10 protein-coding genes are annotated in these 13,585 nt (G+C 64.3%); 6 read left to right on the top strand and 4 right to left on the bottom strand.

The window, feature by feature from the left end; all coding sequences use genetic code 11:
• Positions 1 to 9: 9 nt before the first annotated feature.
• Entirely contained in the window at positions 10 to 780 is a 771-nt protein-coding gene (locus KJP28_RS17640; RefSeq protein ID WP_218393939.1) for an enoyl-CoA hydratase/isomerase family protein, read from the top strand.
• Between the two features lie 3 nt (positions 781 to 783).
• Positions 784 to 1,752: an NAD(P)H-dependent flavin oxidoreductase gene (locus tag KJP28_RS17635; protein ID WP_218393938.1), complete on the top strand. Its 969-nt coding sequence runs from the start codon at positions 784 to 786 to the stop codon at positions 1,750 to 1,752.
• A gap of 82 nt (positions 1,753 to 1,834) precedes the next feature.
• Here KJP28_RS17635 and KJP28_RS17630 read toward each other — a convergent pair whose 3' ends face one another.
• From KJP28_RS17630 to meaB, 3 genes are all read right to left on the bottom strand, one after another.
• A complete protein-coding gene (locus KJP28_RS17630; protein ID WP_218393937.1) occupies positions 1,835 to 3,667 on the bottom strand; it encodes an ABC transporter ATP-binding protein in 1,833 nt (610 codons plus the stop codon).
• Between the two features lie 100 nt (positions 3,668 to 3,767).
• Positions 3,768 to 5,597, bottom strand: a complete 1,830-nt coding sequence (locus tag KJP28_RS17625; protein WP_218393936.1) for an ABC transporter ATP-binding protein — start codon at positions 5,595 to 5,597, stop codon at positions 3,768 to 3,770.
• 214 nt (positions 5,598 to 5,811) lie between these two features.
• Positions 5,812 to 6,798, bottom strand: a complete 987-nt coding sequence (meaB, locus tag KJP28_RS17620; protein ID WP_218393935.1) for a methylmalonyl Co-A mutase-associated GTPase MeaB — start codon at positions 6,796 to 6,798, stop codon at positions 5,812 to 5,814.
• A 169-nt stretch (positions 6,799 to 6,967) separates the two neighbouring features.
• On the opposite strand from meaB, the gene KJP28_RS17615 reads away from it, so the two are divergent.
• The 4 genes from KJP28_RS17615 (at position 6,968) to KJP28_RS17600 (ending at position 12,203) form a co-directional block, all read left to right on the top strand.
• A complete protein-coding gene (locus KJP28_RS17615; protein ID WP_218393934.1) occupies positions 6,968 to 7,618 on the top strand; it encodes a DUF3108 domain-containing protein in 651 nt (216 codons plus the stop codon).
• Between the two features lie 36 nt (positions 7,619 to 7,654).
• Entirely contained in the window at positions 7,655 to 10,069 is a 2,415-nt protein-coding gene (gene hrpB, locus KJP28_RS17610; protein WP_218393933.1) for an ATP-dependent helicase HrpB, read from the top strand.
• Positions 10,070 to 10,157: 88 nt separating this feature from the next.
• Positions 10,158 to 10,616 carry an NUDIX hydrolase gene (locus KJP28_RS17605; protein WP_218393932.1) on the top strand — a complete coding sequence of 153 codons (459 nt, stop codon included), beginning with the start codon at positions 10,158 to 10,160 and terminating at the stop codon, positions 10,614 to 10,616.
• A gap of 111 nt (positions 10,617 to 10,727) precedes the next feature.
• A complete protein-coding gene (locus tag KJP28_RS17600) occupies positions 10,728 to 12,203 on the top strand; it encodes an inorganic phosphate transporter (protein WP_218393931.1) in 1,476 nt (491 codons plus the stop codon).
• A gap of 80 nt (positions 12,204 to 12,283) precedes the next feature.
• Here the strand turns inward: KJP28_RS17600 and KJP28_RS17595 are convergent, their stop codons facing one another.
• Positions 12,284 to 13,573: an acetylornithine deacetylase/succinyl-diaminopimelate desuccinylase family protein gene (locus KJP28_RS17595; protein ID WP_218393930.1), complete on the bottom strand. Its 1,290-nt coding sequence runs from the start codon at positions 13,571 to 13,573 to the stop codon at positions 12,284 to 12,286.
• Positions 13,574 to 13,585: the final 12 nt, after the last annotated feature.

The following is a 13,585-nucleotide window of genomic DNA, read 5'->3' as shown; positions in this document are numbered from 1 at the left end:
GGAGGCATGATGGCTTACCCGATCCTTTACGAAACGGACGGCGCAATTGCGCGTGTCACGCTGAACCGCCCCGAGGCCTTCAACGCGATGGACAAGGCGCTGCGAGACGGGTTCAAACGGGCGATCATGGACATTCACGCGAATGACGACATCCGCGTGGTGATCCTGTCGGGCAATGGACGGGGCTTTTGCGCCGGCACCGATTTGCAGGAGAAGATCGACAACCCGATCACGCTTCTGATCGAGCAGGAATACCGGCCGATACTGGCCGCGATCTCGACCTCACCGAAAATCTGGATTGCTCAGGTGCATGGTTCGGCCGCCGGGATCGGCGCGGCGCTCGCCATGAATTGCGACCTGATGACCATGGCCGATAGCGCCACGATCTACATGGCTTTCGCCGCGATCGGGTTGATCCCCGACGGCGGCAATACGTGGCTTTTGCATCGCGGGCTTGGCTACAAACGTGCGATGCAGGCCATTCTGGAAGGCCGCAAGATCCCGGCCGAGGAGGCGGTCGCGCTTGGGCTGGCCAACGCGACCCATGCCCATGACGCACTTGCCGATGAAACCACCGCACTCGCAGCCCGCATCGCAGCAGGTCCGCCGCTTGCAAGTGCCGCAGCGAAACGGTTGCTTCGCGCGATGGACGGGGCGAGTTACGAGACAGCGGTGACGTTGGAGGCGCAGGAGCAGTCCGCACTGATCCAGTCCGCCGACAGCCGCGAAGGGGTGCAAGCCTTCTTCGAGAAACGGAAACCGAATTTCAAAGGAGCCTAATCCATGGCCCTGCCCGCAACTTTCGACAAGATGCGCCTGCCGCTTATCGGTGCGCCCATGTTCATCGTGTCCGGCCCGGAACTGGTCATTGCCCAATGCAAGGCGGGGATCGTCGGCACCTTCCCCGCGCTCAACGCACGCGAGAAAGAGGGCGAACCGATCCAGCTTGAAGAATGGCTGGTGCGCATCAAGGCGGAGCTTGCCGAGTGGGATGCGGCGAACCCGGACAAACCGGCCGCGCCCTTCGGCGTCAACCTGATCGCCCACCGCACGAACGAACGGCTTCAGCGCGACGTCGAGATCCTGATGAAGCACGAAGTTCCGATCTGGATCACCTCGCTCGGCGCACGGCCCGAAATCAACGAGGCGGCGCATAGCGTGGGCGCGGTCGTGCTCCATGACGTGATCCACAACGCCTTTGCGAAAAAGGCGATCGAGAAAGGCGCGGATGGGTTGATCGCGGTCGCCGCCGGTGCAGGTGGCCATGCAGGCCTCCTGTCGCCCTTCGCATTGGTGCAGGAAATCCGCGAATGGTTCGACGGGCCGCTGTTTCTGTCCGGTGCCATGGCGCATGGTCGCTCGATCCTTGCCGCGAAAGCGATGGGGGCCGATGGCGGCTACATGGGCACGGCGTTCATCGCGACGGAAGAAGGCAACGCTGTCGAAGGTTACAAGCAGATGATCGTGGAGAGCAGCGCGCAGGACATCATGTATTCCGACTTCTTCACCGGGGTTCATGGCAACTACCTGCGCCCGTCGATCGAAGCGGCGGGGTTGGACCCCGACAACCTGACCGGCGAAAAGGGCGACGTCTCCAAGGTCGCGGCAGGCGAGAAATCGAAAGCGTGGCGAGACATCTGGGGGTCCGGTCAGGGGATCGGCGTGATCCGGGACGTGCCCAAGGCGGGCGCGTTGATCGCCCGGCTTGAAGCGGAGTACGACGAGGCGAAGGCCGGTCTTTGCAAGTCGTAAGTCGACGGTGAGGTCCCGGCTCAAGGCGGGGCCTGATACCGGGGATCCGCGTCCCGGCCTTGAGCCGGGACCTCTTGCGGCACTACTCGGCTGCCGCTTCTCCCAGGAAGCCGCCCGATTGGTGCGACCAGAGGTCGGCATATAGCCCGCCTGCTGCAAGCAGCGCGTCGTGGCTTCCTTCCTCCACGATGTGACCGTCGTCCAGCACGATGATCCGATCCATATGGGCGATGGTGGACAGGCGGTGCGCGATGGCGATGACCGTCTTGTCCTCCATGATGTCGTAGAGGGTTTCCTGAATGGCCGCTTCGACCGCGCTGTCGAGGGATGACGTCGCCTCGTCGAGCACGAGGATCGGGGCGTCCTTGATGATCGCGCGGGCGATGGCGATGCGTTGGCGCTGCCCGCCGGAGAGCTTCACGCCACGCTCGCCCAGATGGGCATCGAAGCCTTCGCGCCCGTCGGCATCCATGAGGTCCTGAATGAATTCGTACGCTTCGGCCCGGTCGGACGCGCGGATCACGTCTTCTTCGTCCGCCTCGGGGCGGCCATAGCGGATGTTGTCGCGGGCGGAGCGATTGAACATGGCGGTGTCCTGCGTGACCATTCCGATGGTCCGGCGCAGGCTGTCCTGCGTCACATGGGCGATGTCCTGACCGTCGATCGTAATCTGCCCGTCTTCGGGGTCATAGAGCCTCAGAAGCAGCGAGACGAGCGTGGACTTGCCCGCCCCGGACGGGCCGACGATGGCCAGCTTTTCGCCCGGGCGCACGGTCAGGTCGATGCCCTGCACCCCGCCCTTCATCCGGCCATAGGCGAACCCGACATTGTCGAAACGTATTTCACCGCCGGAAAGCGCAAGTTCGGTCGCGCCCGGCGCATCGCGCAACCGGCGGTCGGGGGTGAGCGTGCGCATCCCGTCCTCGATCTCGCCGATGTCGCGATAGAGCCCCATGAGCGCGAAGCTGACCCAGCCGGTCATCTGCGCCAGCCGGACCGAGATCGTGCCTGCCGCCACGATGTCGCCTTCGGACGCGCTACCGCCCTGCCACGCGAAAAGCGTGCCGCCGACGAGGAACACGGGCAGCATCCCGGCCAAGGTCATGAGCGTCAGGCGGAAGGTCGCGGCAAGGCGCCCGAAGTGGATGACCGAGGCGCGGAAGTTCTTCACCGCCGTGAGCGCTCCGTCGTCTTCGTGCCCCGCATTGGCGAAGAGCTTGACCGTGCGGATGTTGGTGATCGTATCCACGACCTTGCCGGTCACGACGGCACGGGTCGCGGCGCGGGCCTTGGCCCGGATGCGCACACGCGGGATGAAATACCGGATGACGAGGACGTAGGCGGTGAACCAGATCAGCATGATCGGGGCGAGCCAGGGGTCAATGGAGAACACGAGCACCAGCGCGCCGACCACAGAGGCCAGCGCGAAGAAGATCACGTTGATCGACTCGACGACGAGGTTCGTCATCGCGTTGGCGGTCTGGGCCTGTTTCTGCGCCAGCCGCCCGGCGAAGTCGTTGTCGAAGAAATCGACGGACTGGCTGAGCATCCAGCGGTGCAGGCGCATGATGACCAACGGCGAGATTGCGGGGGTCACGACCACCGAGGTCATGAAGTTGGAAAAAGCGAATACAATTGGGCGCAAGAGCACGAAAAAACCCAGGCCCAGCGCGAATAGTCCAAGGTTGGTGGCCGAGAAGAAGTCCTCGCGGCCGGTCTCGACGACGCCGTCGATCACCCGGCCCAGCACCCATGCGGTCCCGGTCTCAGACGCCCCGGCCATGGCGGACGCCAACGCGGCCACGGCGAGAACCGGCCATGCGCCTTTCAGAATCCAGCGCGCGAACGCGAAGAGCGTTCCGGGTGGCGGTCCCTCGGCGGGGCGGAATGGGTCGATGAGATCGCTCAAGCGCATCCTGACAATCTAGGCTCCGTGATCGGGTGCGCCAAGTCACCCTGTCGTGACGTGGCGCATTGGGAAGACGCGCGATGTACGATTACCGCGCGTCCCTGGTTCATGCTTCGGCGAGGAACCCGCCCGACTGCCGCGCCCATAGGCCGGCATAGGTGCCGCCTTGTGCCAGCAGTTCTTCATGCGTGCCGTCCTCGATCACCCGGCCCTCGTCCATGACGACGATCCGGTCCATCGCAGCGATGGTAGACAGCCGGTGCGCGATGGCGATGACGGTCTTGCCCTCCATCATGCCGTAGAGCGTTTCCTGAATGGCGGCTTCCACCTCGCTGTCGAGCGCCGAGGTCGCCTCGTCCAGCACAAGGATCGGCGCGTCCTTCAGCATGACCCGCGCAATGGCGATCCGTTGCCGCTGACCGCCCGACAGCTTCACGCCCCGTTCGCCCACTTGCGCATCGTAGCCGCGCCCGCCGCGCGGGTCTTCGAGATCGAGGATGAAGTCGTGGGCCTCGGCCTTGCGAGCGGCTGCGAACATCTCTTGCTCCGTTGCCTCCGGCCGACCGTAAAGGATGTTCGCCCGCACGGAACGGTGCAGAAGCGAGCTGTCCTGCGTGACCATGCCGATCGAGGCGCGCAGGCTGTCTTGCGTGACCGCGCCGACCTCCTGCCCGTCGATCAGGATGCGCCCTTCTTCGGCGTCGCGGAACCGCAAGAGCAGGTTGACCAACGAGGACTTGCCCGCCCCGGAGCGTCCGACGAGGCCAACCTTCTGCCCTGCCGGTATGTCGAGCGTCACGTGGTCCAGACCGCCCTTGCCCTTGCCGTAATGGTGGCTGAGATCCTCGAACCGGATCGCGCCCTTCTTCACCTTGAGTGCTTGCGCGTCAGGACCATCGATCACGGTGTGGGACACGGAGACCGAGCGCAGCCCCTCACGGATGACGCCTGCATGTTCGAAAAACCGGATGGTGACCCACATCAGCCAACCGGACATGCCCGTCAGCCGTAGCGTGAGCGCCGAGGCCGCCGCCACGTCGCCCACGGTTACCCGGCCCGCTGTCCAGAGCGCGAGCGCGGGGCCGAGCATACCGACCATCAGAGCACCGTTCAGGAGGTTCTGACCAATGCCCATTTCCGACATGAGCCGCAGGAACCGCTGAAACCGAAGCCGGTGACGTTTCATCGCCGACAGCACATAGCGCTCCTCCGACGCGCCGTGGCCGAAGAGCTTGACCGTCTCGATATTGGCATAGGCATCGACGATCCGCCCGGTGACGAGCGAGCGGGCATCCGACCATTTCTCGCTGGCCGCCCCGACGCGGATCGAGATGTTGCGGGTATAGGCGATGAAGCCGATCACCCAGCCGATCAGCGGCAGGGCGAGGAGCAGGTCCATTTCGCCGACGATAATCACGGCGGCGATGACATAGGTCGTGGCGTACCAGATCGCCTCGAAGAACATGAAGGTGCTGTCCTCGACCGCCGGACCGAGTTGCATCACCCGGTTCGTCAGCCGCCCGGCGAAGTCGTTCTGGAAGAAGCCCATAGACTGCCCGAGCAGGTGCTTGTGCGCCCGCCAGCGCACCTGATCCTGCATCGCACCGGCGAGGATCTGTTCGAGCATGAGCGAGTTCGCGAAAATGACCGCCGGGCGCACGAAGAGCACTGCAAGGCCCGCGAGCGTGAGTTCCAGCCCGTGCGACGCCCAGAACGTGCCCGGATCGCCTGCTTCGATCAGATCGACGACCCGCCCCATGTAAGCGATGATCGCGGTCTCTATCACCGCGACGATGAGACCGAGCACGGCCATCCAGCCCAGCCAGGGCCAGAAGTTGCCCAGGTGGGATTTCACATAGGGCCAGATTTTCTCCGGCGGGGTGGCGTCATCGTGAGATACGAACGGATCGACGCGGGTTTCAAAGAAACGGAACATGACGGTGCCTTTCGAGGCGGGACAGCGATGTGCTGGAAATAGAGAAGATGCGTACGGGCGTTGGACAGCCCGACAGGTCCGGGCGTGTCAGCCGAAGTAGGGGACCTGAATTATTCGCATCTGAACCTCCGTCATGGGTGCAGATTTCTTAGCCGATGATTATCAGTTTGTCACGGTCGGCGGGTGCGAATGTTTCGTGACATCGCGGAGAACCCTATTTTCCAAGGGCCGAGAGCACCTCGTCTGCCGCCACCGTGGGCGATTTTTCGCCCTGTGCCACCTCGGTTCCGAGCTTCTCGATCCGTTCCCGAATATCGGGATCGCGGTCGAGTCGGGCAAGCAGACCAGCGCGCAGGTCTTCCATGAACCAATGCCGGGCCTGTTCGGCGCGGGCGCGGTCCCAATAGCCGGACGTGCGCCGCCACTCGGCCAGCCGCTCCATCGCGTCCCATGCTTTTGCGAGCCCGTCACGGGTGACCGCAGAGACTGTCATCGCACAAGGATACCCCTCGGGGTCCTGAGGGCGTTTGCGCAGGAGGCGGAGTGCACCGGCGTAGTCGGAACAGGTGCGCGTGGCCGTGGCTTTCAGATCGCCGTCCGCCTTGTTCACGAGGATCATGTCCGCCATTTCCATGATCCCGCGTTTCACGCCCTGCAATTCGTCGCCGCCCGCAGGCGCGAGAAGCAGCAGGAACAGGTCCGACATCTCGGCGACCATCGTCTCGGACTGGCCGACACCGACAGTTTCGATGAGCACCACGTCGAACCCCGCCGCTTCACAGAGCGACACGGCCTCGCGGGTGCGTCGCGCGACGCCGCCGAGCTGGGTCTGGGCCGGCGATGGGCGGATGAAGGCGTCGGGGTGGCGCGACAGTTCCTCCATCCGGGTCTTGTCGCCGAGGATCGACCCGCCAGAGCGGGCCGAGGACGGGTCGACGGCCAGCACCGCGACGCGCAACCCGCGCTCGATCAGGAACATGCCGAAGGCTTCGATGAAGGTGGACTTGCCGACGCCCGGCGTTCCCGACAGCCCGATGCGGAGCGCCTGTTTGCCGGCCGGCTTCAGCGCGTCGAGAAGCGCCACCGCATCGGCGCGGTGATCTGCGCGTCCGCTTTCGACCAAGGTGATCGCGCGAGACAGAGCGCGCCGCTCGCCCGCCGCCACGCGTTTGGCCAATTGCTCCACGTCCTGTCCCGACATCACGCCCTCAATTGCTTCTCGCCCGTCATGCCGCGCGGGTCTGGCAATGTCCAGCCGATCCCCCGTCACGCACTTGTCAGCCCGTGTTTCATCGGTGTTATGCTAGCCCGGAATTGAAAGCTGGCCCATTCGCCCCGGTCGTCCGGGGACGCTAGGAGATAGACCCGTCATGATTTCCAGAGCAGCACTCGCGCTTGCCCTGCCGTTTTTCCTTTTTGGAGCGCTGCCGTCCGCCGCGCAGGATACAACTCAGCTTCGCGTAGCGTTGCGCGGCCTTTCTGTCGGTACGCTTGTCATTCGCGAATCCTACGGCGGAAACGGCGTCTACGACGCCTCGTCGCAATTCCAGACGACTGGCGTGGCCGGGCTCGTACGCAACGTGAAATTCACGATGCAGTCGCGGGGACGCCACTCCGGCAGCCAACTGGACCCGGCCTATTTCATCGAGAACATGAATACCGGTAAGCGCAAGTCGAACAACGAGGTCCAGTTCACGGACGAAGATGGGCGTTACGATCCGAACAGCGCCATGATCGCAGCACTTGCGGACCGGACGCTTGAACAGGGCTGCAAGCTCTCAGTAAACGTTTATGACGGCAAGCGCACCAACAGGCTTCGTATCGACGAGGCAGGGCGCAACGGCGACACGCTCAATTGTTCCGGCAGTTTCATGCGGGCGCGGGGGTATACACAAAAGCAGCTCTCCTTCCGCAAGGGTTACAACTTCACGATCAGCTATCAGCGTCAGGGCGACCGCTACGTGTTCCGCGAAGCGCAGGCCGACACCGATTACGGGCTTGTCACGCTTTCCCCGCAATGACTTGTGGCGCGTCCGGGCTGGCCCCATAACGGGACCATGTCCGATGCGCTTCCCATAGACGGCGTTCTGCCGGACCTGCGCGCTGCGATTGCGAAAGCGGGGCGCGCGGTTCTGGCTGCTCCGCCCGGCGCGGGCAAGACGACGCGTGTGCCGCTGGCGCTTCTGTCCGACATCGCGGGACGGATCGTCATGCTGGAACCCCGGCGTCTCGCCGCGCGCGCTGCCGCCGAACGCATGGCCGCCACTTTGAATGAGCCGGTGGGCGAGACCGTGGGCTACCGCATCCGGGGCGATGCAAAGGTGGGCAACGCGACGCGGATCGAGGTGGTGACGGAGGGCATTCTTACACGAATGCTGCAATCGGACCCTGAATTGACCGGCATCGGCGCTCTTGTCTTCGACGAATTCCACGAACGCAGCCTGAACGCGGATCTCGGACTCGCGCTCGCCTGGGAAGTGCGCGGCGCACTACGGGACGATCTTGCGCTTATCGTGATGTCGGCGACGCTCGACACCGGGCCGGTCGCGGCGCTTCTGGGCGATGCGCCCATCGTCAGGTCCGAAGGCCGGGCCTTTCCGGTCGAGACGAAATGGCTCGACACCCCGGTTCGCAGCGGCACGCGGTTTGAGGCAGCGGCGTCCGCGCTGATCGAACGCGCGGTGGCCGAAACCAAAGGCGGCGTGCTCGTTTTCCTTCCCGGCGAGGGCGAGATCCGCCGTGTCGCCGCCGATCTTCGCTTGCCTGCCGATTGCCACATCCACCCGCTGTTCGGCGCGATGGACATGAAAGCCCAGCGCGCGGCCATCCGGCCCGCTGAAACGGGGCGCAAGATCGTGTTGGCGACCTCTATCGCCGAGACTTCGCTCACCATCGAGGACGTGCGCGTCGTGGTCGACACGGGCCGTGCCCGCCGGGCACGGTTCGACCCCGGTTCAGGCATGTCGCGGCTCGTCACCGAACCTGTGAGCCGGGCGGAAGCCGACCAACGCCGGGGGCGCGCCGGACGGGTGGCCGAGGGCACCTGTTACCGGATGTGGACCAAGGGCGAAGAAGGTGCCCTGCCCGCCTTTCCGCCGGCCGAGATCGAGGTCGCGGACCTCGCCCCCCTCGTGCTGGAATTGGCGCTTTGGGGTGCGGGCGACGGCAAGGAGCTTGCCTTTCTGACCCCGCCCAACCCCGGCGTTCTGAACGAAGCGCGCGCGCTGCTGGAAGACCTGGGCGCGCTGGACGCGACCGGCATCACGGCCCATGGAAAGGCGTTGTCACGACTGCCACTGCATCCGCGTCTCGGTCATATGCTCATGCACGCGGGCCGGGACGCCGCACCTCTCGCCGCGCTTATGGCGGAGCGTGATCCCCTGCCCCGAAGCGCATCCGTCGATCTGGCGCTGAGGCTCGAAGCGCTGGCCCGACCCGGCGAGGCGATCGCGAACCGGGGCGTGGTCGAGCGCGTGAAGGCCGAGGCGAAGCGGCTTACCCGTCTCGCTCCGGACGCTCCGCCGATGAACCCCGCCGAAATGGCCGCGCTCGCCTATCCCGACCGGGTCGGCCTACGGCGAAAAGGCGATCAGCCGCGCTACGTATTGTCCGGCGGCAAGGGCGCGGTGCTGTCCGAGGACGACCCGATGGCAGGCGCACGGCTGATCGTGGTGACCGATACCGATGGCAATCCGCGCGAGGCCCGCATCCGGCAGGCGATCGAGATCACCGAGGCCGAGTTGCGGGCCGTTCATGGGGCGCAGATCGGCTGGCATCAAGTCTGCGAATGGTCGAAGCGCGAGAACCGCGTCATCGCTCGCGAACAGGAGCGTTTCGGCGCGGTGGTCCTGGCTGACCGGACCTGGAAGGACGCCGACCCCGACGCGATGGCACGCGCGATGCTCGATGGTGTGCGGCAGTTGGGACTCACCCCGTCGGAAGCTGCCCGTCGGTTCCTCGCCCGGGTCGCATTGGTGCGGGAGAGTGACGCGGACCTTCCCGATATGTCGGAAGACGCCATGATGGACCGACTGGAGGATTGGCTGCTGCCGCATCTCGGCGGGGTCAGGACGGCGGCGGATTGGAAAGGCTTCGACCTACTGCCTGCCTTGCGCGCCATGCTCGACTGGGGACAGATGCAACGGCTCGACCAAGCGGCGCCGGCGCATTTCGTGACGCCGCTGGATAGTAAAATTCCCATTGATTACAGCGGTGAAGCGCCCGAAATCGCGGTCCGTTTGCAGGAGATGTTCGGCGTCACCGAGCATCCGCGTGTGGGCCGGACACCGCTTCGCGTCACGCTTCTTTCTCCGGCGCGGCGGCCTGTACAGACCACGACGGACCTTCCGTCGTTCTGGGCAACATCCTATGAGGACGTCCGCAAGGACATGCGCGGGCGTTACCCGAAGCACCCTTGGCCTGACGACCCGGTCGACGCTTCGCCGACCCGCCGGGCGAAACCGAGGCGTTGATTGGTCAAGTGCACAAAAACTTGAAAAATCGAACCAATCCACGTAATTATACGTTTCAATAACATATAAGCGATACAGGCGGTTTCGAATGACGACCTTTTTTGCCAAAGCGTGGGATGAGGTCCTGCGCCCCATGATCAGGCGACCCAACAAGTTACAGGTCGCGGCCCTGTGTTACCGGAAAACGGAGGCGGGCAAGGAAGTGCTGCTCGTCACATCGCGTGGGTCGGGCCGGTGGATTCTGCCCAAGGGCTGGCCGATGGACGGCAAGAGCGGTTCGGAAGCTGCTGAAATCGAGGCCTGGGAAGAGGCCGGCGTGAAACCCGCCAAGATCTCGAAAAAGCCGCTCGGCACGTTCGAATACACGAAGGACCGTGACGAGGGCTTGCCCATTCCCTGCGATACGCATGTCTATCCGCTCAAGGTCGCGAATGTCTCGGACGTTTATCCCGAAGCCGGCGAACGCGAGCGCAGATGGCTGTCGCCGTCGGACGCGGCCAATCTCGTCGAAGACGAGGGGCTGAAGGGGCTGTTGCGCGACTTCTGAGCGCAAAACGCCTCACACACTTACCCCCCTGTTGCATCGAACGGCCCCGTGCGATAGGCGCGTGCCGATTGTAAAGGCCATGTAACAGCAAAGTAACAGCGGGGAACGGCGATGAGCGATGCTCGCGGCAACCAGTGGAAGACGCTGGATCGGGATCTCGAACGTTTCAGTTACCTCGAACGGGGCACGCAATACGTCACGCGCCCGATGGTCGGCTTCGGCATTTCGCTGATCTTCATCGTGCTCGCAGGGCTGATCGCGGCACTGTTTTTCGGGTTTCAGCCCGGAACGCTCGTGGTCATCGTCGCTGCCGGGTTCGGCGCCTACATGGCGCTCAATATCGGCGCGAACGATGTCGCCAACAACATGGGCCCTGCGGTCGGCGCGAACGCGCTGACCATGGGAGGCGCGATTCTGATCGCTGCGGTATTCGAGAGCGCGGGCGCACTTCTCGCAGGGGGCGACGTGGTTTCGACGATCTCCAAGGGCATCATCGACCCCTCGGCCATGTCCGACCTGCGCGTGTTCATCTGGGCAATGATGGCGGCGCTGATCTCGTCCGCGCTTTGGGTGAACCTTGCGACGTGGGTCGGTGCGCCGGTGTCGACCACCCATTCCGTGGTTGGCGGGGTCATGGGTGCGGGGATTGCAGCGGCCGGGTTCAGCGTGGTGGACTGGACGTCCATGAGCAAGATCGCGGCGAGTTGGGTGATCTCGCCCGTGCTCGGCGGTGCCATCGCGGCGCTTTTCCTCGCTTTCATCAAGTCACGCATCATCTATGTCGATGACAAGATCGCGGCAGCCCGCCGTTGGGTACCTGTCCTAAACGGCATCATGGCCGGCGCCTTCGGCACCTATCTGTCGGTCAAGGGGCTGAAAAAGATCGTGAGCATCGACCTCGGCAGCGCGTTGATCATCGGGCTAGTGGTCGGTGTACTCATCTGGGCCTTGTCCGTTCCGTTCATCCGCCGAAAATCCGTGGGACTTGAGAACCGCAACCGCTCGCTCAAGGTGCTCTTCGGCCTGCCCCTGGTCATCTCGGCCGCACTCCTGTCATTCGCGCACGGTGCCAATGACGTCGCCAACGCTGTCGGGCCGCTCGCTGCGATCGTCCATGCCGAAAGCCTTGGTGCCTTCGCAGGCGAGGTGTCGATCCCGACCTGGGTGATGGTGATCGGCGCGTTCGGCATTTCGTTCGGGCTTATGCTGTTCGGCCCCAAGCTGATCCGCATGGTGGGGAGCCAGATCACCAAGCTCAATACGATGCGCGCCTTCTGCGTTGCTCTCGCCGCCGCGATCACTGTGATCGTTGCCTCATGGCTCGGCCTTCCGGTCTCGTCGACCCACATCGCCGTTGGCGGCGTTTTCGGCGTCGGGTTCTACCGTGAATACCACACCGAGAAACGCCGCCGGACATTTCGCAAAACCACGCCCGCCCTCGAACTTCCGCCTGAGGAACGTCGCCGCCGCAAGCTCGTTCGCCGGTCGCATTTCATGACCATCGTCGCCGCCTGGATCATCACCGTCCCCGCCGCCGCGCTGCTCTCGGGTGTGATCTTCACGATCCTGAACGCGGTGATCCGCTAGTAGTGACAACCGTCTTTCCGGTCTTGAAATATCCCCGGGGAGTTTGAGGGGGCAGCGCCCCCTCATTCCCGCGACGCGCGTCAGCGCGGCGCAATCAGAAGATCTTCCAGCACAAGCGCCATGACCCCGGCGCTATCGACCATGTCCTGCACACCGACCCATTCGTCGGGCTGGTGCGCGAGGTCGAGAATTCCCGGCCCGTAGGCGATGCAATTCTTCAACCGCCCGATCCGGTCGATATGCTTCTGGTCATAGGTTCCGGGGCTCACCACGTAATCCGGCATCCGGCCCAGAACGCGTTCGATCGCGGCGGCGGTGGAGCGGACGACGGGCGCGTCCTCGTCGGTCATTGACGGTATGACTTCGAACAACTCCCGGACCTCGTATTCGAAATTGGGCCGCGTCGCCTTGATCTTCTCCAGCATCCCCCGGACCTCCGCCTTCACATCTTCGATGTTCTCCTCGATCAGGAAGCGGCGGTCGATGATGATGCGGCAGCGGTCCGGCACGACCGGGGCCGGCAAGCCGGTATAGCCGGGGTCCTGTTCGCGCTCGCCGCCGTGGATCGAATTGATGTTCAGCGTTGAGTTCTTCGCGCCCTCTGGCACCACGGGCATGGCGGTCTCTTTCGACGCCAGGAGCGGAAACAGGGTCGCCTCCATCTCGGCCAGCACCGCTCCCATGTGGCGCACGGCGCTGTCGCCAAGGAACGGCATCGAGCCATGCGCGATGCGCCCCCTTGTCTCGATCTCGGCCCACCAAACACCGCGATGTCCGAGGCAGATGCGGTCCTTGTTCAACGGCTCGGGAATAATGACGTGCTGCACACGCTCGGGGTCGAACCGCCCCAATTCGGCAAGGTAAGCGACACCGCCGTACCCGCCGGTTTCTTCGTCCGCCGTGGCGGAAATCTCTATGGCGCCCGCAAATTCGGGATGCGCGGCGACGAAGGCTTCCGCCGCGATCACGCTGGCTGCCAACCCGCCTTTCATGTCGCAGGCGCCGCGGCCATAGACGCGGCCCTTGTCCAGCTCGCCCCCGAACGGATCACGGGTCCAGCCGTGGCCAACCTCGACCACATCGTGATGCGAGTTGAAATGCACCGTTTCGCCGGGGCGTCCGCTGTCATACCGCGCGACCATGTTCCAGCGCGGATAGGTATCGCTGTCGCCAGGCGTGTCGACCGCCCGGATCAGCTCGACGTCCCAGCCCCCGTCGCGCAGCCGCGCCCCCAGCATGTCGCAGATATTGCGATAATGCAGGCCGGGCGGGTTCAGCGTGGGGATACGAATGAGGTCCTGGCACAGCGCCACAAGGTCGGCTTCGCGCGCGGCAACGAGATCGGGCAGAGACGTGTCGGATTTGACCATGCGGTCAAGCTA

This window comes from Maritimibacter dapengensis, from assembly GCF_019218265.1.
Classification (GTDB): Bacteria; Pseudomonadota; Alphaproteobacteria; order Rhodobacterales; family Rhodobacteraceae; genus Maritimibacter; species Maritimibacter dapengensis.
This window is presented reverse-complemented; position numbering and strand designations above follow the sequence as displayed.